At 61.0% G+C, this 23285-nt stretch carries 19 protein-coding genes and 2 pseudogenes; 10 read left to right on the top strand and 11 right to left on the bottom strand.

The annotated features are described in order from the left end of the window. Window positions 1-67 precede the first annotated feature (67 nt). The 3 genes and pseudogenes from ACQUQO_RS11190 to ACQUQO_RS11180 form a co-directional block, all read right to left on the bottom strand. A pseudogene (locus tag ACQUQO_RS11190) lies at window positions 68-759 on the bottom strand (IS630 family transposase); the annotation flags it as partial. 264 nt (window positions 760-1023) lie between these two features. After that, window positions 1024-1215 (bottom strand): cupin domain-containing protein, encoded by a 192-nt coding sequence (locus ACQUQO_RS11185; RefSeq protein ID WP_435078097.1) that lies wholly within the window; start codon window positions 1213-1215, stop codon window positions 1024-1026. Window positions 1216-1430: 215 nt separating this feature from the next. Further along, window positions 1431-2804, bottom strand: a complete 1374-nt coding sequence (locus ACQUQO_RS11180) for a hypothetical protein (RefSeq protein ID WP_435078092.1) — start codon at window positions 2802-2804, stop codon at window positions 1431-1433. Between the two features lie 486 nt (window positions 2805-3290). On the opposite strand from ACQUQO_RS11180, the gene ACQUQO_RS11175 reads away from it, so the two are divergent. Further along, window positions 3291-3677: a hypothetical protein gene (locus ACQUQO_RS11175; protein ID WP_435078091.1), complete on the top strand. Its 387-nt coding sequence runs from the start codon at window positions 3291-3293 to the stop codon at window positions 3675-3677. Window positions 3678-3722: 45 nt separating this feature from the next. After that, window positions 3723-3959 carry a DUF202 domain-containing protein gene (locus tag ACQUQO_RS11170; protein WP_435078090.1) on the top strand — a complete coding sequence of 79 codons (237 nt, stop codon included), beginning with the start codon at window positions 3723-3725 and terminating at the stop codon, window positions 3957-3959. Between the two features lie 160 nt (window positions 3960-4119). Here the strand turns inward: ACQUQO_RS11170 and ACQUQO_RS11165 are convergent. The 5 genes and pseudogenes from ACQUQO_RS11165 to cbiB all read right to left on the bottom strand — a co-directional run. Next, window positions 4120-4542: pseudogene (locus tag ACQUQO_RS11165) on the bottom strand (adenosylcobinamide amidohydrolase); the annotation flags it as partial. Next, window positions 4535-5542 (bottom strand): threonine-phosphate decarboxylase, encoded by a 1008-nt coding sequence (locus tag ACQUQO_RS11160; protein WP_435078089.1) that lies wholly within the window; start codon window positions 5540-5542, stop codon window positions 4535-4537. The gene ACQUQO_RS11160 and the pseudogene ACQUQO_RS11165, both read right to left, overlap by 8 nt. 93 nt (window positions 5543-5635) lie before the next feature. Continuing rightward, on the bottom strand, window positions 5636-6172 hold the full coding sequence (locus ACQUQO_RS11155; RefSeq protein WP_435078096.1) for an NTP transferase domain-containing protein: 537 nt from the start codon (window positions 6170-6172) through the stop codon (window positions 5636-5638). Beyond that, entirely contained in the window at window positions 6172-6918 is a 747-nt protein-coding gene (cobS, locus tag ACQUQO_RS11150; RefSeq protein ID WP_435078088.1) for an adenosylcobinamide-GDP ribazoletransferase, read from the bottom strand. The genes ACQUQO_RS11155 and cobS overlap by 1 nt, the downstream gene beginning before the upstream one ends. Further along, window positions 6909-7811 carry an adenosylcobinamide-phosphate synthase CbiB gene (cbiB, locus tag ACQUQO_RS11145; RefSeq protein ID WP_435078087.1) on the bottom strand — a complete coding sequence of 301 codons (903 nt, stop codon included), beginning with the start codon at window positions 7809-7811 and terminating at the stop codon, window positions 6909-6911. The genes cobS and cbiB overlap by 10 nt, the downstream gene beginning before the upstream one ends. A 439-nt stretch (window positions 7812-8250) precedes the next feature. Here cbiB and ACQUQO_RS11140 point away from each other — a divergent pair, with 439 nt between their 5' ends. From ACQUQO_RS11140 to ACQUQO_RS11130, 3 genes are all read left to right on the top strand, one after another. Continuing rightward, a complete protein-coding gene (locus ACQUQO_RS11140) occupies window positions 8251-9066 on the top strand; it encodes a winged helix-turn-helix transcriptional regulator (protein ID WP_435078086.1) in 816 nt (271 codons plus the stop codon). Between the two features lie 118 nt (window positions 9067-9184). Next, complete coding sequence (locus tag ACQUQO_RS11135) at window positions 9185-10339, top strand: MFS transporter (protein ID WP_435078095.1); 1155 nt, start codon at window positions 9185-9187, stop codon at window positions 10337-10339. A 289-nt stretch (window positions 10340-10628) separates the two neighbouring features. After that, window positions 10629-12317, top strand: a complete 1689-nt coding sequence (locus tag ACQUQO_RS11130; protein WP_435078085.1) for an acyl-CoA synthetase — start codon at window positions 10629-10631, stop codon at window positions 12315-12317. A 173-nt stretch (window positions 12318-12490) separates the two neighbouring features. Here ACQUQO_RS11130 and ACQUQO_RS11125 read toward each other — a convergent pair whose 3' ends face one another. From ACQUQO_RS11125 to ACQUQO_RS11115, 3 genes are all read right to left on the bottom strand, one after another. Beyond that, window positions 12491-13804, bottom strand: coding sequence for a hydroxyacid-oxoacid transhydrogenase (locus ACQUQO_RS11125; RefSeq protein WP_435078084.1), 1314 nt, complete (start codon window positions 13802-13804; stop codon window positions 12491-12493). A 1-nt stretch (window position 13805) separates the two neighbouring features. Next, window positions 13806-14606, bottom strand: a complete 801-nt coding sequence (locus ACQUQO_RS11120; protein ID WP_435078083.1) for an N-acyl homoserine lactonase family protein — start codon at window positions 14604-14606, stop codon at window positions 13806-13808. Window positions 14607-14851: 245 nt separating this feature from the next. Then, window positions 14852-15619, bottom strand: a complete 768-nt coding sequence (locus ACQUQO_RS11115; RefSeq protein ID WP_435078082.1) for an SDR family NAD(P)-dependent oxidoreductase — start codon at window positions 15617-15619, stop codon at window positions 14852-14854. 682 nt (window positions 15620-16301) lie between these two features. On the opposite strand from ACQUQO_RS11115, the gene ACQUQO_RS11110 reads away from it, so the two are divergent. The 5 genes from ACQUQO_RS11110 (at window position 16302) to ACQUQO_RS11090 (ending at window position 23097) form a co-directional block, all read left to right on the top strand. Next, window positions 16302-16955, top strand: a complete 654-nt coding sequence (locus ACQUQO_RS11110; RefSeq protein ID WP_435078081.1) for a helix-turn-helix domain-containing protein — start codon at window positions 16302-16304, stop codon at window positions 16953-16955. A 116-nt stretch (window positions 16956-17071) separates the two neighbouring features. Continuing rightward, window positions 17072-19048, top strand: a complete 1977-nt coding sequence (locus ACQUQO_RS11105) for an ABC transporter substrate-binding protein (RefSeq protein ID WP_435078080.1) — start codon at window positions 17072-17074, stop codon at window positions 19046-19048. A gap of 61 nt (window positions 19049-19109) precedes the next feature. Next, on the top strand, window positions 19110-20102 hold the full coding sequence (locus ACQUQO_RS11100; RefSeq protein WP_435078079.1) for an ABC transporter permease: 993 nt from the start codon (window positions 19110-19112) through the stop codon (window positions 20100-20102). Then, window positions 20102-21013, top strand: coding sequence for an ABC transporter permease (locus ACQUQO_RS11095; RefSeq protein WP_435078078.1), 912 nt, complete (start codon window positions 20102-20104; stop codon window positions 21011-21013). Before ACQUQO_RS11100 ends, ACQUQO_RS11095 begins: the two co-directional genes overlap by 1 nt. Next, complete coding sequence (locus tag ACQUQO_RS11090; RefSeq protein ID WP_435078077.1) at window positions 21010-23097, top strand: dipeptide ABC transporter ATP-binding protein; 2088 nt, start codon at window positions 21010-21012, stop codon at window positions 23095-23097. The genes ACQUQO_RS11095 and ACQUQO_RS11090 overlap by 4 nt, the downstream gene beginning before the upstream one ends. The last annotated feature ends 188 nt before the right edge of the window (window positions 23098-23285 follow it).

The raw sequence follows: 23285 nt of genomic DNA, 5'->3' as shown, positions 1-23285 counted from the left end.
ATCAAGAGCGCCCAGTCCTACAAGAACGGTTCGCTACCGCCACTCAACCAACTGCTGGAGTTAGCTAAAGACGAATGGTCTCGCCGTCATCAGTGATCCCGCCCAGCAATTTCAGACTCTCCCACGCGCCCGACACCGGCAGTGTCGGGCGCTCCCCTTCGGGAAACCACGCATAGACGAGATTCGCCAGTTCCTGCCGAGTCTGGTCGATCGCTACGACCGTGTACTCGTCGTCCAGATTGGCGAGCTTTTTTTGAACCCTTCACGGAACGCTTCTTGGGCCCGTTCGTCGGCATTGACGTACTGCGGCCGGGCTGTCTGTCGTGACAGCCCGGCCTCGGTCATCAGCCGTCGGACGTGACGGTCACAGTATTCGACGTCAAACTTTTGATCGAGGTAGTGCTGGGCGAGCGGAACCGTCCACGCACGCGCGTCGAGACCAGCCTCTTCAGGCGGTTCGTGGAGATCATCCACGAACCGCTGATGTTCTGACTCGGTGAGCTTTGAGGGCCGACCGGATCGAGGCTCATCGTAGACGATGTCCTCGAACGGCTCGTCGGTGAGCCGTTCGAGACGGTTGAACCACTTCGAGGCCCAGGTACTGGAAAACCCGTAGAGTTCGGCGGCTTCCCCTTGAGTCAGATGGTCGATCTCCTTGTAGGTGATCGCCGCCATCAGACGCTGTACGGCATCAGCATCATCGACCTCCGCCAGGACTTGGCGGAGGTCTTCAGCAGAGACGGTTTCGAGAGCCGCCATACCGCCACTAATAGCTGGAGCTACGTGAATTTTTAGCCGTCAGTATATCTATGTTCATCAGTCATTAACGACAAACCATTCAGTAGAAATCCAGTATAGTTGACGACCGTGGAGCTGCACGAATTGAGATCGCTCGCGCTCGTTGAGGAGGGAGGCTTGGCGTTCTGCACCACAGAAACTAAACGTGTGGTGATTCTCATCCGTCAAGAATCCCGAGTAGTGAGCCCGATATTCAGTGCTGGAAGAAGTCGAGATTAACTCCTATTACTCGGATGGGGCGAAAACTACTACTGCCACACTGTCCTCGATAGCGCACGGTGAAATTTCGCACTCGCCGCTGAACCGTATCAGATCACCCGGAGCGAGAGCATGGGTGTCCTCGTCGAGAACGAGGTCGAGTTCGCCAACGAGGAGGTGAAGTACGATGTTTGTGCCGGGGTGTCGATGCGCGGGCATCTGTTGTCCCGCGTCAAGTTTTAGCCGAATGGTTCGAGGCGCGTGGTGGTCGAACACCTCTGCGTGTGGCGTCTTCTCTACCGTATCGAGGCGCGTGATCTCCGGCTTGGTCGTGGATTCGGAATGAGTAGTTGCTGTCATCGGTGATCGGCTCACTAGAACAGACGCCGAGTACGAATATCCAATTTCTCCCGAACATGATCGGCACAGACACGTTACCATCTATCCGATGGCGGTTCCTGTGACTCAGCGATACGCCGCTGATTGGATGTTGCGAGCCTCGAGACGAGTATCCCTCGCAATCCGTGTGGGCTGTGAGTATGAATGACCAGCAACATGTTGGCGACAAATAGGCACAATCCAGCCAGTACAGAGAGTCCGCCGACGGCCAGTACCATGTTCGGGAGCGCGAACCACTCGGTGAGAACGATCAGCACCGTGCCGAGAAGTATCGTGACAAAATCGACGGCCGCGATACGCGCACTGTAGAGATCGTCGATCATCGGCACTTTCTCGTAGCCGAGCAGGTCACTGTAGCGATGCACCCAGATGATGAACGGAACAATATGATAGAGCGTTCCCAACACGACGAAGCCGATGATGCCGAGGATGAGCAGATACACGGCTCTGGGTGCGCCGAACAACGACGAGCGAGCGAGAGGATTAACGAGCCATGTCGGTATCGTGAAGACTGCCCAAAGTACCATTGCAGGAGCGACGACAGCATATCGTGACAGCATCGGTGTCCACTCGACCTGCGTCTCGTACAAACGGCGAGCAAGGATCACGCTGAACCCGAGAAGGCTCACAATGACGAGCAGGCCGCCGACCTGAGCTACAGAGCGCATCGCCACAAGCCGGCCTAGAGCGAGCGTTATTACGCCAACCGGATACGTGACTTCCTCGATTCGACGCAGATGCATGTCAATACCGTAGAGGCTAGTCTGGGTAAACATCGTCCCAAGCTGATAGAGCGCTCCGAGGATGGTCGTGAGGACCGCGCCGAAGACCGCAAGCGTCGCGTGCGTCGTGACGATGCGTTCGCGCGGTATCGACAGCGGCGCGAATACCGGATAGGTGAAATCGACTGCCAACAGCAGGCCAAAGACCGTCAGCAGAACGAAAAACCCGAGCGCGAGCGCAAAGTGGCGTTCAGTTACGTCAAGCGGGCGGGCGGTTGTCAGTGTGTGGCCGATGTTGTAGGCGAACACCCAGAATCCGACGAGCATGATCGCGCCGAACAGGGGCAGCCATCGGAGATAACCGATGAGAAGCATCGCCACGAACCCAACGAGGCCAATCGTAACGAGCCACAGTTGGACGACGGCGAGTCGACGTGAATGTAGTTCGACGCCGGACCAGACGGGAACGAATTGCGTCATCGCGCCCATAATCGTGAGACAAACCCAGCCCGCGAGCAGCAGATGAACGTGCGCCAACGTCACTAACCCAGGAACGGAGACGAGTGTGTTCGTACTTCCAAGTGCCCCACCTCCAATAAGGAAACCGAATCCGACAACGAAGTGTCGTAGTGGGACCGTCATCGGCGGCTGTTGGTCCGTACTGAGACCGCTTGGAATTGCACTCATCACCCCCGCCTATGGATTCCAGCTACCTCGCGTTGTTTCCGAACACGTTCGACCACGCTGTGCTCATGGCGGTATCGGACGGTGACCAAGAGAGAAGTCCGATGGCTAAGTTTGAATGTTTGACATTAGACTCGAATCGAAGTGATCACGGGCGTAGATGAGTGCGTTCAGTACCGTCATGCTTCGTTTGTACGGGATGGAGAAGTGTCGAACTGTGGGTCTTGTTTGGCTTCGACATCTGAGTCATAGCGAAACACCGTGTGGTGAACCATCTCCTCGGTCGCTTCACCGTCTTGTGATGTGGACTCTACACTAGGAGCTTGCGTGCGTTTAGCGCTAACGACGTTGTTGAGGTTCCGATACCTCCTCTGTCTCCGATTCTGTATCAGGGGCAGTTTGGTGAGAATTCATGTGCGACTTCTTGCGGACACATTGAATAGCCGCACCTGAATAGTAATCGACATACATGTTCGGAAGCAAACTATTATGACTCAATCTCGCAGTCTGCAATGGCCTATACTAACTAAAGATGATCTTCTCTCTGCGGCAACGGACCTCATCGAAGAGTTAGTCGAGCGATTCAGAGACGTTTCGAGCCTTCCCGGCAACAAGGAACGCTCGTTCGTAGCAAAGCTTCAGAACGTACAGAAGAAAATCGATCATGCACAGAGGGCTATCGGTCGTGGAAAGCAGAAGCAGGCCGACAACGCACTGAATGCGGCGATCAATCAGATGGGTGCGTTCCTGAACGAGCTCGACACAGTGAAGGAGAAGCGAATGCCGTCTGAGGCGTTTGTCTGGTCGGTTGAACAGTCTGCGGATGCTGTGATCGACCAACTCGCACGAGCACGAGAGGCGACGCTCACAGACTAATTCTCTACACCTAAACTTTATTCTATTCGAGCCAATACCGAACCTATGTCGTGGTTGTCGATAGGAATTGGTGTTGTATCTTTGCTCGCTGGACTCTACCAGTTTCGTGATCCACGGCTCGGTGGTCTCCGAATATCTGGGGTTATCGATTCGGACGTTGATGCCGACGATGCGAGCGAACCAGAGAGAGTTTTCGCCAAACTGGTTGGAGTGGGATTAATTCTCCTAGCTCTGTTTTTTCTTTGGATCGGTGGTGTAATTCCGCTAGGAGAGTTTCTCTAACCACCCCATCGACTCGCAGAAACACGAGGAGTGAGAATTATGAATATACTAATATGAGATCAGACAGATAAATTTGCTCATTCACGGTTGAACTCAAATCTGTACTGATAGCCTAAATTTCGCAGATAGCTGTGCATGACGAATCTATCTAGCCAACATCTGCGAGGAGCGTCGCAAGCGCCGCCTCGTTCAGGCACCGCGTCGTCCCGACGAGAAGGTTGACCGTCCCGATGCGGGATGGACAGTCGCGCGGTACCTCGTCTATTTCCGTCGGTTCCATCGGGAGTACGGCGGGATTCGACAGGCCGACGGTCGCGTACGCGACGACGGGGTCGAGCCGCGCGCCCCGCGCGTGGCGCATCTCGACGCCAGTGAGCAGCGTCGGGCCAGTAGCAATAAATCCGGCTCGCTCCCGCCGCTCGTCGATGTACGCTCCGAGGTCGGTGCGTTCCCAGCCCTCGGGAACCGTGACGTTGTAGGCGGCCGCGGCCCGCTCGAACCCGCCATCCCATCCCGTCGAGAGCCAGCGGGTTCCCGGCCGATGAATCCCGAGCACGCCATCGGCAACGGTGGTTTCAAACATCGAGCGCCTCCAGCAGTCGGTCGTTTTCTTCTGGCCGGCGCACGGCGACGCGGATGTGCGAGTCGAGACCCCGGAACGTGGTGGCGTCCCTGAGCGCGAGTCCGTGGTCGCGTGCTCGATGCAGGAGTTCCTCGACCTCCCTGTCGCCGATGTCGAACAGGACGAACGGCGCGTCGGACGGATACACGTCGAACGCCCCGGAGAGCGCCGCCTGCATCCGGTTCCGTTCCGTGCGAACCCGTTCGCGGGTCGCCGCGACGAATTCCTCCCGGGTCATGCAGAACGAACCGGTCGCCAGTGCTGGAGCGCTCACGTTCCACGGCCGACGAGCGATGGCGAGCGCCTCGTCGAACGCACCCGTTGCGACCGCGAACCCCGCTCGGAGTCCCGGCAGTCCGAAGAGTTTGGTCAGCGAGCGAGCGACGACGACGCCGTCGGTCCCCGCGAGCGAGGGCCGGTCGGTGAACCCGAGAAACGCCTCGTCGGCGAGCAGCGGCGTCCCGGCACCCCGGCACCGCGCCGCGAACGCCGACAGCGCGTCGGTGTCGTAGGCGTTGCCGGTCGGGTTGTTCGGGTTGCAGACGATGGCCAGCGCGTGACCGGCCGGGTCCGCTTCGAGGATTCGGTCCTGCGGGACGAACGACGGCTCCCCACCCCGAAGGCGGACCTCGCGTGCGTACTCGGCGAAGCTCGGATACGGGACCAGTACCGAGTCACCCTCGCCGACGGCGAGTTCGATGGTCAGTCGGATGGCGGCGAGTCCGCCCGGCGTCGGAGTCACGTGCTCGGAGTCACAGCCGACGTATTCCGCCGCCGCTTCACAATACTCCGTCGGCGGTTCGGGTGGATAGCTGCGCGACGCGGTGAACGCCTCGCGGTAGACGTCTTCGACGCCATCCGGAAGACAGGGGTTCGTGTTTGCACTGAAATCGAGAACGTCAGCGTCGTCGCTACTTCCATGTGGTTCTCGCCCGACGTGACGAACCGTCTCACGTCTCATACCGACCTCCAGACGCCGCTCGACGAAGTAACCAGCCCTTCCGCATCACGGTGTCGATGCCATCCCCCATCATATCGATTGTTTCCTCGAATTTCATAGCAACTCCTCCGCAACCGCTGCGTCCGCGAGACGGTTCACGTTGACCGCGAACCGGGCGTCGTGGGTCGTGAACACGTCTTCGGCGTCCCCATCCGAGACGACGTTGACGCCGGTCGGTGCGACCTCCTGTCCATCGAAATCCATCGTCGTATCGATGCTGACGCCCAACAGTCGTTTTAGCGCGGCGGGGACGCGGACGGTGAGCGACCCGCTCGTGTGCCTATCGAGCACGGCGTCGATGGCGTTGCCGGCGAGCAACGGCAGGTCGGCGGCCACGGTGAGAACGGGTGGGTCGATGCGCTCTATCGCGTACTGGAGGTCGGCGACGTAGCCTTCGCCCGGTGCCGCGATGATTCGGCCGTCGAGATAGTCGCGTGTCCGCGGCGTATGCGGCGAGACGACAGGATACACTCGTTCGATGCGGCTGGCGACGAGTGCGTCGCATACCCGGTTCACCATCGGGCGACCGTCGATGTCGTACAAGGGCTTCTCGGTGTCGGCATCCAAGCGAGTTCCACGACCGCCGCACATCACCAGTGCGTCCATGCCATCACCCCCGCGTGGAGTGCTGCAACGCGAGCGACCTCGTTCGTCGCGCCGAGAACGTCGCCGCTGACGCCGTCGAGATTCACCCGTGCCCAGCGAAAGACGAAGAGCGCAGCGAGAACGGCGGCGAGGAGCGTCGCCACCGCAGGAACGACGCGCGGCCACGTCAGCAGCGCCGCAGGGACCGCGACCAGCACCGGTGAGGCGACCGAACGAGGGGATGCGTTCGCCGTGAGTGCCGAGCCGAGACCCTCGTGGTCGGCCGCACCGAGACAGACCAAGATTCCCATTCCAAGTTTGGCCCCAACCTCGGCGGTGACGACGAGGAGCACAGCCCGGACCGGGAACGCGGCGAGTCCGATTCCGGCGGTGACGACTCCGAGGACGACCAGCGCGACCGCGAGCGCGCCGCCGACGCCGACAGTCGTGTCCGTCATCACCGTGCGCCGCTCGCTCGGCCCCCCGTGGACGACCAGCGCGTCGCCGAGGTCGGTCACGCCGTCGATGTGGTTGATGCCCGTCACGAGATAGATGCCGAGAGTGAACAGGAGTGCGACCGTCGGCGACGGTCCGGGGAGCAACAGCGGAAGCGCGACCAGCGCGCCGAGAACGTAGCCCGCGAGCGGGAAGGAGACCGGCGTCGTCCTGAACGCAGCCCACGCGGCGTCGTCGTGACCGACGGGAAGCCGCGAGAGGAATCCCAGCGCGCCCCGAACGGCTCTCAGAGCCACGCGACCACCCCCGCGAGGAGAAACGAGACCAGTCCTGCGATGGCGACGACGCGAATCCCCTGCCGAGCCTTGGGGACCGTCGGCAGTTCGGCGTTCGGGTTCAACACGTAGACGCCCGGTTTCCGGAGTTCGACGCCGAGGACGGCCGCGAGGGCCGCCATCGGCCAACCGGAGTTGGGCGAGGGTGGGTCGTCGCGCCACGACCGAGCGCGGGAGAGCGCCGCCGGTGAGCGGCCCGCGAGAGCGATGAGCATTGCACCGAGTCGGGACGGAAGCCACATGACGACATCGTCGAGGCGAGCACTCGCCCAACCGACGGGCTTCGACCGATAGCCGAGCATCGAATCGAGCGTGTTCACCGCCTTCACCCAGACGGCGGCCGCGACCGCCAGCGGGAGTGACAGTCGTGCGCCGAGCGCGAAGGCGAGGAGGGGAGCGACGAGACCGTCGGCGAGGTTCTCGGCGACGCTTTCGACCGCGGCGCTCCGCAGTTCGCCCGGCGAGAGGCTTTCCGTATCGCGGCCGACGAGCGCCCGTACCGACTCGCGGGCACGCTCGGGGTCGGTTTCGGTCCGCTCGACCACCTCCGTGGCGACCGAGAGCAACATTCGGTGGCTCGTCGTCGTGAACAGCGCGAGTGCTGCGACGACCGTTCCGAGGAGTGGATGATACCGTACCGAAAGGACAGTAACACCGCCCGCGAGAGCGGCGGTTCCGGCTGGGAGAACGAGCGCGACGACCGTACCCACCGGCCGCGGCGTGGACCACGGACGGTCGAACCAGCCGACGAGGCGGCCGAACAGCGCAACCGGATGAACGCGGGCTGGAAACTCCTCGAAGAGGCGGTCGAGGGCCAATGCGAGACCCATCGACGCCACCGCCGTCAGTCCCATCGCTCCTCCAGTAGTCGACGGCTGTCGACGAGTGTGACGAGGAGATTCGGTGTAGCGATGGAGCATCTCATCGCACGTCGATGAACGCGAGGGTGGCACCGCTCTTGCCGACGCGTGACCGTGCTCCACCGACGACGCCGTTCATGGCGCTACTGAGGGTGTGCCAGTCATAAGCCTGTCAGATACGGCAACGGCCTGCTCGCGTCCGTCCGCCATCGAGATGCCAGTGCGTCCCCATTCCGTCGCCTCCCTGGCTTCGTCCGTCTTCCGTCGCGTGGAAGCGAGACGCGACATCACCGTGGACAACTCGCAGGTACTACAAAAACGGTCATTGGTTCGAGAAAACTGAAGTTGTGAAAACAGCCACAGCCAGGGTCCTAAGACAACTGTATCCGGAATAAAGCAAAAACATTTGGGCAATCACTGCTGAACATGACCAATGTCGAAGAATACTGACGACGCCGACGGCTCCAGTGTTCTCCAGAGCAAACGCAACGCCACCAGATATCAGATTTTGGTGGAGATCGCGGAGCGGCAGCCGGCAGTGAGTCAACAAGAAATCGCCGACGCCATCGGCGTCACTGCCCAAGCCGTGAGCGACTACCTGCTGGACCTCGTCGAAGAAGGATACGTCACCAAACACGGCCGCGGCCGGTACGAGGTCACCAAGGAGGGCGTCGACTGGCTCATGTCCCAGACCGACGAGCTGCACGCGTTCGTCCAGCACGTCTCCGAGGACGTCATCGGGCAGGTCGAGATCGAGACCGCCATCGCAACGACGGACATCGGCGAGGGCGAGACCGTCTCGCTCACGATGCAGGAGGGCGTCCTGCGGGCGCTGTCCGGCGACGTCGGCAACGCAACCGCAGTTGCGGTAACGGATGCAACTGCCGACCGAGACGTCGGCGTCACGGATTTCGAGGGGATCGTCGACCACGACATGGGGATGGTGACGGTCGTCTCGATTCCGCAGGTCGAAAACGGGGGAAGTGCAACAGTAGACCCCACTCTGGTCTCCGACTATGCCGACACGCACGAACTGGTTGCGACCGCCGGCACCGAAGCGTTGGCCGCAGTCCGCGCGGCGAGCCTCGAACCGGATATTCGGTTCGGCACCGTCGCCGCCGTACGGGAGGCAGCCACGAAAGGACTGGATATCCTGTTGCTGGCCACGACGAGCGTCCTTTCAGCGCATACGGACGAACTCCGGGACGGCAACATCAGCTACGAGGTAGTCGACGCCGCTGAAGAGTGACCCACTCGCCTCGGGCTGCCCCATCTGATAACCATGTCTATGCGTTCCGTGACGAGTCAGCACGTTTTACCGGGCCACGCGAGTAGCACGGATAGTGAAGCGAGTCTGGGACTATCGAGTGACGCTTGTCGCTCTCTGTACGCTGGCGTTTTTCGCGACGATGGTCGCCCGGTTGGTCATCAGTCCTGTAGTGCCGGAGATCGTCGAGACGTTCGATTCGTCGACCGGCGTCCTCGGACTCGCCCTGACCGGTCTCTGGATGGCGTACGCTTTCGCACAGTTCCCGAGCGGTGTTCTCGCCGACCGATACGGCGAGCGGCCCATCATCCTTGCGGCGATTGGACTGACGACGGTCGCCAGCGCCCTGCTCGCGCTCTCGCCATCGATGCCCGTATTCCTCGTCCTCACACTGGTTTTGGGTGGCGTTGCAGGGCTACATTATAGCGTTGCGACGACGCTCCTGACCCGCGAACTGAACAACATCGGCACTGCAATCGGCCTTCACAACTCGGGTGCTCCGTTGGCGGGACTGCTCGCACCGATTGCGGCGGCCGCCGTCAGTCAATGGGTCGGCTGGCGGGCTGCAATCGCACTCGGAGCCGCCGCTGCGTTGCCGGTGTTCGTTCTCTTTCGGTGGAAGATACGACCAACGGAACCCGCACGACCCGACCAGCCGATGGGGAATCGGTTCGCACTCAAGCCGGTTCTCGAACTGCTCTCTCGGCGGAAGATCGCCTTCACTGCTATGCTGGCGTTTCTGTTCGAGTTCATCTGGCAGGCGACGGCGTCGTTTCTTCCGACGTTTCTGATCGCGTATCACGGCTATTCGGTGACGTTTGCCAGCACACTGTTCTCGGCGTACTTCGTCATCCAAGGCCTCACACAGCCCGGTATCGGCTCGCTGTCGGACCGGTACGGTCGCGAAGAGACCGCGGGGTTCTGTGCAGTGCTCGGAATCAGCGGATATACGTTGCTCCTCGTCGGGTCGCGATTGGGCGTTCTCCTCGTCGGCATCGTTCTCATCGGCGTCTCGATGGGCTGGGGTGCGGCACTCCTCCCACGATTTGTGGACAATCTTTCAAGTGCAGAGCGCGGTGCGGGATTCGGTCTCGTGCGGACGACGTACATGATGTTGAGTGCGACTGGAAGCGTCGTCGTGGGAACGATTGCGGATACTGCTGGTTGGGGCATCGCTTTCGGGACCTTCGTCGTGTTTCTCTCGGTGATCTGCCTGTCGCTCGTCGGCAATCGGGTGCTCGACCTCGGTTTCTGAACCGGAACCACGCCGAACGCAATGGACGATATCGGAAGGACCGTCGCTGTGCATTGGAACTGGGGATCTCGATATGTGCGACGTTAGCTGTAATGAGAACGACCGCACCCGTCGGATATGTTTGATAGCCTGTTGTTTGAACCTATAGGGATTGGCAAAAGTATCCATACATTCCCCGTGTTGGTTGGTTTTGCGTCCCCGGCTTTTCTGAGGAACAGACCCGAGAAGCTTTGCCAATCCCTATAGTTTTATCCCGAATGCGACCACATTTCTGTGTAGGTTGATACCAATGACCGATACGACCGACACCGGAATGCGTCTCGACGCGTATCACTTCTACGAACGGGACTGGGAGGACTACGACCACCTCCACGACGAGTTCGAATGGGAGGTCCCCGAGGAGTTCAACATGGCCGACTATCTCTGTGACCGATGGGCCGACGACGAGGGTCGCGTCGCGCTGTACGCCGAGAACGAGACTGGTGAAGTGCGGTCGTACACTTTCGGGGAGATGCAGGAGGTCACGAACCGGCTGGCGAATCACCTCGCCCAACAGGGTGTCGAACGTGGCGACCGGGTCGGAGTGAACGCGCCACAGAAGCCGGAAACCGTGTTCGCCCACGTCGCCGCGTGGAAACTCGGCGCGGTCTCGGTCCCGCTGAGCACGCTCTTCGGACCCGACGCGCTCTCGTATCGACTCGACGACAGCGGCGCGGTGGCGTGTATCGTCGACGAATCGAACGTCGGCCCGCTGCGCGAGGTGCGCGACGACCTCGACGCGCTGGAGACGGTTTTGACCGTTGGGGCTAGCCCCGAAGAGAACGAATCCGATCTATGGGACGCCATCGAGGAGAAATCCGCCGAGTTCGAGACCGCCACAACCGGAGCCGAGGAGGACGCCATCATCATCTACACCTCCGGAACGACGGGCGAGCCGAAGGGCGTGCGCCACGCACACCGCGTGCTCCTCGGGCATCTCCCGCTGTTCGTCACGACCTTCTGCAACATGGAACTCAACGAGGACGACGTGTTCTGGACGCCTTCGGAGTGGGCGTGGGTCGCGACGCTGTTCGACGTGGTGTTTCCCGGACTCTACTACGGCCAGTCGGTGCTCGCCTACGACGGAGGAGCGTTCGACGCCGAGACGGCCTTCGAACTGGTCGAGAAATACGAGGTGTCGAACTTCTTCGCGCCGGCGACCGCGCTGCGGATGATGATGCAGGTCGATTCGTCGGACAACGATGTCGGAGCAATGCGTACCATCGCCAGCGGCGGCGAGTCACTTGGCCAGTCAATCGTGGACTGGGCGGAGGAGGTCTTCACCGGTGCGGCGGTTCACGAGGGATATGGACAGACCGAGGCAAACGTCACCATCGGCGACTGCACCGCCATTGCCGAGTTCCGCGAAGGCAAGATGGGGCGTGCTGGACCGGGCCACGAGATTCAAATCGTGGACATGGAGACCGCCGAACCGACGGTCGAAACGGGTGACATCGGCGAGATAGCGGTGCGCTACGAAGGGGATCCGGTCTGTTTCAAGGAATACTGGAACAAACCCGAAAGAACCGAACGAAAGGTGCAGAACGGCTGGCTTCTGACCGAGGATTTAGGATCGGTAGACGAGGACGGATACTTCACCTTCAAGAGCCGCAAGGACGACGTCATCATCTCGGCGGGCTACCGCATCGGTCCCGAGGAAGTGGAGGAGAGCCTCGCGGGCCACGATGCCGTCACCGATTCGGCGGTCATCGGCGTGCCCGACGACGAGCGCGGCGAGGTCCCGAAGGCGTTCGTCGTTCTCGCCGAGGGCTACGAGTCCTCCACGGACCTCGGGGACGAACTACAGGAACACGTCAAGGAGCGGCTGGCAGCCTACGAGTATCCCCGCGAAATCGAATTCGTCGACGAACTCCCGAAGACCGAAACCGGAAAAGTCAGACGGGCATCGCTGCGTGAACGCGAAGAGGGAGCGGGGTAAGGAGCCGTGTAATCCGCTGGGGCTGCCGAGACATCGTCCCGTCGCTGGCTACGGAAATCTCGACGGCACTCCTTTTTGTTCGCTGAGTCGCTAGCGTTCCCATGTGGGCTTATTTCACGAAACCGCTCCACGGGAATTTCCCTCGTTCGCCGACACGGCCACCGCTTGTCGTTCTACTCCCAGTTATGAAGTGAATCCATGAAGATGTCGTGGACGTCTTCCTGCGTGACTGGTCGCGGGTTCGTTCGGAGCAGTCGCTCTTGGGTGTCGACGGTTTGCTCTGCGAGCCAGTCGATATCGTCCTCGGAGACGCCTGCAAGCTCCGCGAGCCCGCTGGGGAGCACGTTCAGGTCCTGCTGAAGGCGGATGTATTCGGCTTTGGCTTCGTCAGCAGCTTCTCGGGTACTCATCCCGGTCGTGTCGGCCCCGAGCATCTCGGCGACGCGCGCGAAGCGTTCGGGGTCGCTCGCGGCGTTGTAGCCTAACGTACTGGCGGGCGTGAGTACCGCGATGGTCTCGCCGTGGAAGGTGTGATAGCGATTGCCGACCGGGTAGGCCATCGCGTGACACAGCGTCGCGCCCGCCGTCAGCCCGGCAATCGCGCCGAACAGCGCGCCCTGTAACATCGCCGACCGAGCCTCGATGTCGTCGCCGTTGTTCACCACCTGTCGAACGTTCGAGGAGAGGAGGTCGATGGCCGCTTCGCTGAACTGCTCGGTGACGGGCGTCCGACCCGCGTACGTCGGCCGTGACGCTGGATCGCTCGCGTGCAGGAGGTCGTCGAAGTGGTGGGTCGTGTACCCTTCGATGGCGTGGTCGAGCGCATCCATCGCGGTTCGAGCGGTGATGTCCGGGGGAAGCGTCGTCGTGAACGTCGGGTCCAACACGGCGGCGTCGGCGCGGACGTGGTTGCTCGAAATCCCCTCTTTGATGTTCTGCTCCTCGACGGAGAGGATCGCCACCGGCGAGGTTTCCGCACCCGTCCCCGCCGTGGTCGGCATCAGTATCAGTGGGACGTTCGATTCGGTGAGTGTCTCGCCCTTGCCTGTGGGTTCGGCGATATAATCGAGCACCTCCCCGCCGTTTTCGATGACTGCTCGCGTCGCCTTTGCGGTGTCCATACAGCTGCCACCCCCGAAGCCGACGTAGAAGTCATAGCCCGCTTCGCCCTGCTCGTCGCGGACGAAGGAGAGACACTCGTCGATGGCCGCGATGGAGGGTTCGCGCTCGACGCCATCGTAGATGTCGGTCTCGAAGCCAGCGTCGTCGAGTTCGTCCGTGACACGCTCGGCATGGCCGAGATCGACGAGCGTTTCGTCGGTAATGAGCAGGCCGTGTGCCCCCTCTTCGACGCCGAGGTCGCGGAACTGGAAGCCGAGTTCGGAGACGGAACCGCGGCCGAACCGGATTTCGGGCATCTTGAAGTGCCAGACCGTCTCGGGTGAGAGGTCGTGTTTCGGAGCGGAAACCGAACGGTCGTAGCTCATCTTATCCCCATCCGTCTTCGATTTGCTCGAACTGGTTCGGGTCGTGACCGTAGACGATCTCCGCGTCGTGTTTCCGTTCGAGTTCCTTCAGGAGTTTCATGCTCCGGAACCAGTGGCGGTGACTCCACAGCAATCCCGCGCCGAGAGGGATTTCGTCTTCGTAGTTATCGGCCATATAGATTTCATCGCCGGCGAACACCACCGTCTCGTCCGGCAGCTGAACCATCGTTCCCGTCATGCCGGGAGTGTGGCCGGGCAGCCGAACGAACTCCACGTCCTCGAAGTGGGTCTCACGGTCGCGGTGGAGTACCTGCCAGTTCAGGTCGTGGTCGAAATCGCCCAACACGTAGGCCGAACTCCCCTCGTCGGACTTCGCGCTGTAGTAGGCGAATTTGAGTTCCTCCTCGTGAACGAAAATCGGAGTATCCGTCCCATCGAAGAATTCGAGTCCGCCCGCGTGGTCCAAGTGCAGGTGGCTCTGGAAGACGCAGTCGATCTCCTCGATGGAGTAGCCCGCCTCCTCCAAGTCGTCGTCGAGGCGGTGTTCGTGGGCGTCCTTCGGGTAGAACGCCTGCACGAGTCCCTCGGGCCAGTGGCCGTTTCCGGCGTCGTGATGTGAGCCGGTATCCCAGAGGACAGTTCCCTCGGGGTGGTCGATGACGAAATTCGGGACTGGTATCTCGGCGTAGTCGGTGTCGGGGTTCGGTTCGTCGTGGCTGCCGAGCGTGTTGCCCTCGACGAGGTAGTTCAGGTCGGCTTCGAGCACCCCACGGTCGATGACATCGATAGTAGCATCCACCATGACTCGGATGTCTTGTCGAATCGACTTATACTTACCTCTGAACTACTATCTCCGTCTCCGTGGCCAACTCACCGGACCTGAGCGCCTCGTGTTCGCGCGAGAGTATTCCATGAAGGCCTCCACGCGCGATATACCTCTTTCGCCGCCTCGGAGTCGTGATATTCCATACGTCACATAGCGGTACTGACGTTGCAAACCCGTGTGAGCCGCTCTCAGCGTGTCTGATTTTTCGTTACAGTGATATCTTACCCACTGGAGTACCCACCGTCGACGACGAGTTCGTGACCAGTGATGAAGGATGCGTCGTCGCTGGCGAGAAAACAGATCGCTGCAGCGATCTCCTCTGGTTCGCCGATGCGCTTGAGGGCATACTGACGTTCGAGCGTTTCGCGTGCCGCCTCGGGATCGTCCCGCGATTCGAGTTCGCCCCTCACCATCGGCGTGTCGGTGAACCCGGGACAGACGGCGTTCGCGCGAACGTCAAAGCGGCCGAGTTCGCCCGCAATCGTTCGTGTGAATGTGGCGACGCCACCCTTCGTGAACGCGTAGGCGGCCGACCACGGTTGGCCGATGACGCCAGCCAGCGACGCCACGTTGACGATGGCTCCCGACTCCTGTTCCTTCAGGTGGGGAATTGCCGCCCGACAGCCGTTCCAAACGCCCTTGGCGTTGATTGCGAAGATTCTGTCGCGCTCTGCGAGCGGGAACTCCTCGATTGCACTGCTGCGCTGGGCGATTCCCGCGTTGTTCACCATGACATCGAGACCGTGTCTCGCGGCGGCGTCGTCTACCGTCTCCGCGACTGCCGTCGCGTCGGTCACATCGAGCGCTTCGAAGACGGCGTCGCCGGGACCGCCCTCGTCTTCGATTGCCCTCACCGTCGCCTCGCCGCCGTCGGCGTCGATATCGGAAACCACGACAGTCGCTCCCTCGCGGGCACAGCGCTGGGCCGTTGCGCGGCCGATTCCCGATCCACCACCGGTGACGAAAACCGTCCTGTCTTCGAATCGCATACTCCCGACAAGTGCCCCCTCCATAATTAGTTGCCCCGCTGATCGGCAGTTCTCACTGCGGGTTCTACCGCTGAGTATAGGGAATTTGCAGATGGCACAGCGGTCAGAGACAGCTCCGCCAGGAGAGGGAGAGACCGCGGAGATACGGTTCCCGAACGCTCCGAACGAGCCGATGACGAAGCCCGATGCCCCAAGCGCAAGCCATGTAGAGGCGTGAGAGAGGTGTGAGCGAGAATAGTGGCAGTTCGGCGTGTGAGTGGCGAACAGCTTCATATAGCTTGGCGCAATATTTTCTCACTCTACGCTCATGGGATCGTTCATCTACGAGTGCGTCGACTGCGGTCACCAACTCAGCGGCGATGAAGGGGCGTCGCTGTCCTGTCCGGAATGCCGGCGGCTGATGAAACGCATCGGTTCGACGTGACGACAGTCGGGCGAGAACAGAAATCCGACTGCACGCGAGTGTGTTCCTCTCGTATCGACACTTTGTCGCCAGAAGCACTCGAAGAACGGATGACGACTCTCGACTCCTCACTCGGGCCGAGGAACTAACTTCGATCATTGACGGAGGACGATTCGAACAGCGTCTTCCGTGAGGCATATACCATGGTTGACGATACTAGTGAATACGGAGTGAGCAACGATCCTTCGCGTCGAATTCCAAACAATTCCGACGGGCGTTATGGAAAAGCTCGATGTCCGGCTTGAGGACGTTCGCAGTATTGAACTCGATAATGCGTTCTACATCGAGGACGGGAGATGGATCGAGTCGCTCACGATATCGTCGACGGTCGATTTCGACCCGCATGACGCTATTGCGGAGGTCTGGGGCGTGGAACTGTTCTATACGCACGAAATTCCAACAGGTCCATCGAATATCACTGTCCGCCGCCTCACAATCATCGCCAATGAGTCGTATCCCTTTATTCTCGGGTTGGTACTCCGTCGAGAAGCGATTCCGAACCGGATCGTGTTGCAGGAAGGTGAGTTCGAGATCGTCGTTACCGCGCGAGATTGGGAAGGGTTCCGTTCGCTTGCGGACGACCTCGAGGAATCGTTGGGTGCGTTCGAGTTACGGAGCGTGAGCCAGATCGAAAGGCCTGGCGAACCGCTAGATAGTGGACGAATAACCGAAGTCCTCACCACGAAACTGTCCCCCGAGCAACTCGCGGTCCTCGAAACTGCCTATGAAATGGGATATTTCGACGTGCCACGAACGGCGTCTACAAACGAGATCGCAGAGGAACTGAACGTCTCTCAGTCGACGGCCAGCGAGCGGTTGCGAGTCGCCGAACGAAATCTTCTCGCACTACTCTACGGTCCACGCGAGGAGTAGCACAAGAACAGTTCAGTCGATGCCGTAATATTCCGTCCCCCATATGAAGTGTGGTCCCAACCGAGCGGTATCGGGATTAGACTGAAAGACACGCCTGTCTTCTGGCAACCCGTAGCATGGTACCGAACGGCCATCGAAGACCGATAGAAACTGACGACACACGGCGGGTAACCCGTCGTCGATGTCTCGCGGCCGCCGCGGCCGGCGGCCTGTCCACACTCGCGGGGTGTAGCTCGTCCCTCGCCGGGAACAGCGATGCCAACGCCCTCGACGCCAAGGTTCCAAAGGGAACACCCGCGAGCGTCGAGACGAAGTACTGGCACGACTGGCCAACGCTCGATGCCGAAGCGAAGGCCGAAGGACCACCCCTCGACTATGCCGCGCGTGCGGGCGCTCCGCTCGAACCCGTGACGATGGAGTTTTCGAGCCAGGATGACCCGTGGATGAAACAGTACGCGCTGATGATGAAAGACAGCGTGAATTCGTTGGGTGCGCCCGCCCGAATCATCGACCGGCCGCTGAACCAGCTCTACGCCCAGAGCTGGAGCACCGCAGGACTCGAAAACGTGGTGTCGATGAGTACCCACGGACCGGACCCGGTTCGTGGAATCGGGCCGAACGCGCTGCTGATGCGGCGTTACAAGGAGAGCGCGTTCAATTACGACAACTACTGGCATCCGAAGATAAACGAACTCCTCCGCAAACAGGACCAAATCACCGGGAACGAGCAGAAACGTGCCCGGTTGATAAAGCAGGTTCAAGCCATCTTCGCGGAGGACGTCGGTGGAATCATCGGCTTCTTCCCTGACGTCATCACGGCGGCGAACACCCGAAAATTCAGTGGGTACATCCCGGTGCCCGGTTGCGGCCCCACCCGCGATACGTTCCAGTGGACGGAGGTCAACCTCCAGCCGCGGACGAACGACGCCAGCTACGTCAAGGGCACCACCACGTCGATGAACTCGCTCAACCAACCGTGGTCGGCGGGCGGGGCCGAGGAGTTCCGGCTTCGGTATCTCTACGATGGCCTGTTCGACGCATCACTGGGCTTGGAGGTCGTTCCCGCGCTTGCGACCGGCGGCGGGTTCGTTGGCGACAAAACGGTCGAGGTAGACCTCCGCGAGGGGGTGAAATGGCACGACGGCAAACCGTTCACCCCCGAGGACGTCAAGTTTTCCATCGAATATTTCAAACAACACAGTGCAACGAGCGTCGTCCCGTTTTACGACCCGGTCGAAAGCGTTGAGGTGCTGTCGCGGTCGGGTGGCGGACGGGTTCGATTCACCCTCGCTTCGCCCGACGCGACGTTCATGACGCAGGGTGTCGTCCAAAGTACGATCATTCCCAAACACCGATGGAAGGATATAACGGCCCCCTCCCAGCACAATCCTGAAAATCCCATTGGCACTGGACCGTTCCAATTCGTCGACTGGAGCCAGGCGACACGCTTCATCACCGAGCGATGGGACGACCACTGGATGTGGGACGAGTCGTTCCGTTCGGCTGTGCTCGGCAAGCAGTTTGAAAGCGGTCCCGGCATACAGAGCCTCACGTGGGTCAACGTCGCCAACATCACGGCGATGATCGGCGCGCTCCAGAACGGCGGCATCGATGCGGTTGACGGTGTTCTCTCGAATACACAGGCCAATCGCGCGAGTCAGCCAGACGCCATCTCGGAGATGACCGCGAAGAACTTCGCGCCGCTCGACACCAAACTCATGTTCTCGGTACCGCTCATCCGCGACAAGGAGTTCCGGGTGGCGTTGGCGAAGGCCATCGATAAGAAAGGCTTCGTGGAGACGTTTCTGAACGGGAGAGCCACCGTACAGGGCGAAAATCCCATTTCGCCGATACTCAAAGACTGGCACAACTCCGACGTCAAGCGGTACGGGTACGACCTCGACGCCGCACGAACGATTCTCCGAAAGGCGGGCTACACGTGGAGCGACGACGGCACGCTTCGGTTTCCGAACGGACGGGCGTGGGCCGCGTTCGTCGAACGCGTCCAGAACGGAAACACCCACGAGCGCCGGGCCGAACTCGGCCAGCCCGACTTCTCCACGACCAACCAATCGACGGACGAAAACAGATGACACGAACGACACCCGACCGGCGGTCGCACAGGACGATAAGGAATAACACGGGAGACGAGCCATGAGTGACTTCAGACGGTTTCTCGTCAAACGAACAGCCATCTCGGCCGTACTCACCCTCGTCGCCATCTCGGTGATCTTCGTCGTGCTCCGGCTGCTTCCGGGGTCGCCGTTCTCGGCGCTGATCGCCACCGGCAACCTGACACCGGCGCAGGCACAGGAGATCATGGCGAAATACGGCTTGAACCAGTCGATTTGGGTGCAGTACGTCAAATATATTCAGAACCTGTTGACGTTCCAGTTCGGCTACTCCATCCGGCGGAGCCAGCCGGTCTGGGCGATTCTCGGCCCGAAGCTGCTGAACACCCTGATACTGCTCATTCCGGCACTCATCACGACCGCCATCTTGAGCAGTCTGCTCGGAATGTACGCCGGCTGGAATCGTGGCTCGGGCGTCGAGAAGGGTAGCATCGTCATCACGACGTTCCTTCGCTCGACGCCGGTGTTCATCACCGCTATCTTCCTGTTGATCGTCTTCGGCTACCAGTTCGGACTCGTCCCGACGTTCGGGATGCGGAGCCTGACGGCCTCACCCGACGGTCTCATCGAAACGTATCTCTCGCTCGATTTCCTCAAGCACTACATCCTGCCGTTCACGGTCGCGGTGCTCTACTACAGCGGGGATTTCCTGTTGCTCGCGCGTAACGGGGTTGTCGAGCAGAAAGGGTCATCGTTCCTCAAACTCCACAAGGCAAAGGGCCTCACCGAAGCCGAGCAGCTCCTGCGTGCGGGTCGGAACTCGATGCTCCCCATCCTGACGTACTTCGCGCTCAGGCTCGGGATGGTGTTTCAGGGACTCATCCTGCTCGAAGTCGTGTTCGCGTGGCCCGGTATCGGACGGCTGCTCGTCGTCGCCATCCGCCAGCAGGACTACCCGCTGATTCAGGCCGCCGTGTTCATCATGGCGCTCGCCGTCATCGTGATGAACCTCCTCGCCGATAGCGCGTACGAATACTTCGACCCGACCGTCTCCGGCAGCGGGGGTGGTGTGTGATGAGCACCGGCTCCATCTCACTCCGCGAGCGGCTTACTGGAGAGTATAGCCGGGTGATGGACCAGTTGCGATTCCTCGTCGCCGACCGTCTCGCCCTCGCCGGCGCGGTCGTGCTCGCGGTGTTCACCTTCCTCGGGCTGTTCGGCCCGATGCTCGCGCCGCACGACCCGATTGCGTACAGCGTCCGGAATCCCGCCGGGTCGATTGCGGTGCTCGAATCTCCAAGTCTATCTGCGTGGTTCGGCACCACCTCCTTCGGCAAGGACGTGTTCAGCCAGTTCCTCGCGGGGGCGCGGGCCACGTTCCTCGTCGGAATCTTCGGCGGGCTGGGAACGGGCATCATCGGCTTTCTCGTCGGGCTGACGAGCGGCTACTTCGGGGGGCGCGTCGATGAGTTCCTGATGCGGCTCACGGATTTGACGTTCTCCCTGCCGTTCATGCCGATGGCGCTGCTACTGTTGACGTTCGTCAGGCCGAACATCTGGCTCATCACGCTCATCATCATGCTGTTCCTCTGGAAGATGCCGGCGCGGGTGGTGCGCTCCGAAGTGCTTGCGGTCAAAAACCGAACGTTCGTCAAATCGGCGCGTGCGAGCGGGGCCGGCCACCTCCGGACGATGTTCTATCACATCGCGCCGAACGTGCTCGCCACCGGCTTCCTGTACACCGCCTACGGCGTCGCGTGGTCGATTGCCGCACAGGCCAGCCTCGCGTTCCTCGGATTCGGCGACCCGACCGCCACGAGCTGGGGACGGATGCTCCGACAGGTGTTCGCCTCCGGTGCGATCCGCGTCGCGTGGTGGTGGGTCCTGCCGCCCGCCATCGGTATCGCCGCCGTCACAACCTCGGTGTTCCTCATCGGCCGCCGGTACGAAGAGCGAGTCAACCCCGAAATCCAAACCAACCAATGACGCTACTCGACATCAACGACCTCACGATCACGTACAGTGCGGGAGACGACACCGTCCACGCCGTCAACGACGTCTCGTTCAGCATCGAAGAAGGCGTCAACTACGGTCTCGCTGGCGAGTCCGGCTCCGGCAAATCGACCGCCGCTGAGGCGATTCTCGGTTTGCTTCCGGACAACGGCCGCGTGGAATCCGGCGAAATCCGATTCAAGGACGAGGAGCTAACCGGCCTTCCGACCGCAGAACAGCGGGACGTTCTCTGGGAGGAGATCGCCTACATCCCCCAGAGCGCGATGGACTCGCTCGACCCGGTAATGACCACCGGGGAACAGATACGGCAGGCAATCCAGAAACACCGAAACGTCTCGAAAGCGAAGGCACGCGACCGGGTGCGGGAACTGTTCGAACTCGTCGGTCTCGACCCGGACCGAATCGACGACTACCCCCACGAATTCTCGGGCGGGATGCGCCAGCGGGTCACGATTGCGATGGCGCTCGCACTCGACCCCGACCTCATCATCGCGGACGAGCCGACGACCGGTCTCGACGTCATCGTCCAGGACAAGATCGTCGATACGATCCTCGACATCCAAGCACAGATCGATAGCTCACTCCTGCTCATCACGCACGACATCGGCGTCATCGCCGAAACCTGCGACGAGCTGTCCCTACTCTACGGTGGCAAAGTGATGGAACAGGGGAGTGTGGAGAGTGTCCTCATCAACCCGACCAACCCCTATACGATGGGACTGAAAAACTCCTTCCCGTCGGTTGAGGAGACCGACGAGAACCCGGTGTCGATTCCGGGGTCGCCGCCGAATCTCACCGAGGAACCCTCGTCGTGTGTCTTCGTGGACCGATGCCCGTTCGCCACGGAGGAATGCGAAGCATCGCATCCGGACATCGTTGCACTCCCGAACCGCAACCAGCGCTCGGCCTGCCATCACGTTCAGCAGGCCGCACGAATGCGTCGTGACGCGACGGACCCGGAGACATGGGGTATCGCCGAGGGGAATCCAACGGAGTCCACCGCCGACGAGTTGCTGCTCGAAACGGACGGACTCGAAAAACACTACGCACAGAGTCAGCCGCTCGTGGAGAAGCTGCGGGGCCGCGAGCAAAATCACGTTCGGGCGGTCGATGGCGTCTCGCTCGACGTTCGGCGGTCGGAAATCCTCGGCGTCGCGGGCGAATCCGGCTGTGGGAAGTCCACGCTCGGCGAGACCATCGCGCTCTTGGAGGAGCCGACCGGTGGCGACATCACCTTCGACGGGCTGTCCTTCGAGGAGTACCGCGACGGGAACATGAAGGAGTTCCGCCGGAAGATGCAGTTCGTCTTCCAGGACCCGTATGATGCGTTGAATCCCCGACAGCAGGTACGCGACCTCGTCGGCGAACCGCTCACGATACACGACTATCGGACCGACGAGCGCGAGCAAGCGGTCATCGAGACCCTCGAACGGGTCGGTCTCACGCCTGCCGCGGCGTTTCTCGACCAGTATCCCCACGAACTATCGGGCGGGCAGCGCCAGCGCGTCGCCATCGCCCGCGCGCTCGTGCTCGACCCGGACTTCCTGATCTGTGACGAACCCGCGTCGATGCTCGACGTCTCGCTGAAGGTCAACCTCCTCAATCTCCTGCGGAACCTCGCAACCGAGGCCGGCATCGGCATCATCTACATCTCCCACGACCTCGCCAGCCTCACGCAAGTCTCCGACCGGCTCGCCATCATGTACCTCGGTCGTGTCGTCGAGATGGGCGAAACCGAATCAATCGTCTCACAGCCGAAACATCCCTACACGAACTCGCTGCTCTCGGCATCCCCCGAGAAAGACCCGTCTATCGACCGCAGCCGAGTCTTGCTCGACGGTGAACCGCCGAACCCGGTCGATCTCCCGTCGGGATGCACGTTCGCGCCACGGTGTCCGAAAGCCCGCGAAGAGTGCCGAGAAGCCGAACCGGGATTGGACGAAGCGGCCGAAGAGGGACACACAGCCGCCTGCTACTTCCCCGAGGACGAAGACCAATATTCGTCCGTGGACGACGAGTTCCAATCGTCCGTACGCGGGGAATCAACCGGCAACTAGCCCTCTACTCGGGCGAACGACGTGGTTTGAAACAGACTGGGAGATCGTCCCCACTAGCATCGATACAGCGTGAGTAATTGAATAGATTTCAAACCGATTCGTTTGTGAGAGATCTGCCCGCCGAGTTCGGAACCACCGCGCTGTTGCCGCGCCGCCACCGCACTGCTACCGCACCGCGACCACAGCCC

Source organism: Halococcus sp. AFM35 (assembly GCF_051195015.1).
Taxonomy (GTDB): Archaea; Halobacteriota; Halobacteria; order Halobacteriales; family Halococcaceae; genus Halococcus.
The sequence above is the reverse complement of the archived record's forward strand: the minus strand, read 5'-3'. Positions and strand labels throughout refer to the sequence as shown.

Coding starts and splice junctions, on each gene's coding strand:
- ACQUQO_RS11110 (WP_435078081.1), top strand. CDS start 16,302: ATGGAAAAGCTCGATGTCCGGCTTGAGGACGTTCGCAGTATTGAACTC.
- cbiB (WP_435078087.1), bottom strand. CDS start 7,811: ATGGGACTGACGGCGGTGGCGTCGATGGGTCTCGCATTGGCCCTCGAC.
- ACQUQO_RS11095 (WP_435078078.1), top strand. CDS start 20,102: ATGAGCACCGGCTCCATCTCACTCCGCGAGCGGCTTACTGGAGAGTAT.
- ACQUQO_RS11120 (WP_435078083.1), bottom strand. CDS start 14,606: ATGGTGGATGCTACTATCGATGTCATCGACCGTGGGGTGCTCGAAGCC.
- ACQUQO_RS11170 (WP_435078090.1), top strand. CDS start 3,723: ATGTCGTGGTTGTCGATAGGAATTGGTGTTGTATCTTTGCTCGCTGGA.
- ACQUQO_RS11090 (WP_435078077.1), top strand. CDS start 21,010: ATGACGCTACTCGACATCAACGACCTCACGATCACGTACAGTGCGGGA.
- ACQUQO_RS11180 (WP_435078092.1), bottom strand. CDS start 2,804: ATGAGTGCAATTCCAAGCGGTCTCAGTACGGACCAACAGCCGCCGATG.
- ACQUQO_RS11160 (WP_435078089.1), bottom strand. CDS start 5,542: ATGAGACGTGAGACGGTTCGTCACGTCGGGCGAGAACCACATGGAAGT.
- ACQUQO_RS11175 (WP_435078091.1), top strand. CDS start 3,291: ATGACTCAATCTCGCAGTCTGCAATGGCCTATACTAACTAAAGATGAT.
- ACQUQO_RS11125 (WP_435078084.1), bottom strand. CDS start 13,804: ATGAGCTACGACCGTTCGGTTTCCGCTCCGAAACACGACCTCTCACCC.
- ACQUQO_RS11115 (WP_435078082.1), bottom strand. CDS start 15,619: ATGCGATTCGAAGACAGGACGGTTTTCGTCACCGGTGGTGGATCGGGA.
- ACQUQO_RS11140 (WP_435078086.1), top strand. CDS start 8,251: ATGTCGAAGAATACTGACGACGCCGACGGCTCCAGTGTTCTCCAGAGC.
- ACQUQO_RS11185 (WP_435078097.1), bottom strand. CDS start 1,215: ATGCCCGCGCATCGACACCCCGGCACAAACATCGTACTTCACCTCCTC.
- ACQUQO_RS11155 (WP_435078096.1), bottom strand. CDS start 6,172: ATGTGCGGCGGTCGTGGAACTCGCTTGGATGCCGACACCGAGAAGCCC.
- ACQUQO_RS11100 (WP_435078079.1), top strand. CDS start 19,110: ATGAGTGACTTCAGACGGTTTCTCGTCAAACGAACAGCCATCTCGGCC.
- ACQUQO_RS11105 (WP_435078080.1), top strand. CDS start 17,072: ATGGTACCGAACGGCCATCGAAGACCGATAGAAACTGACGACACACGG.
- ACQUQO_RS11130 (WP_435078085.1), top strand. CDS start 10,629: ATGACCGATACGACCGACACCGGAATGCGTCTCGACGCGTATCACTTC.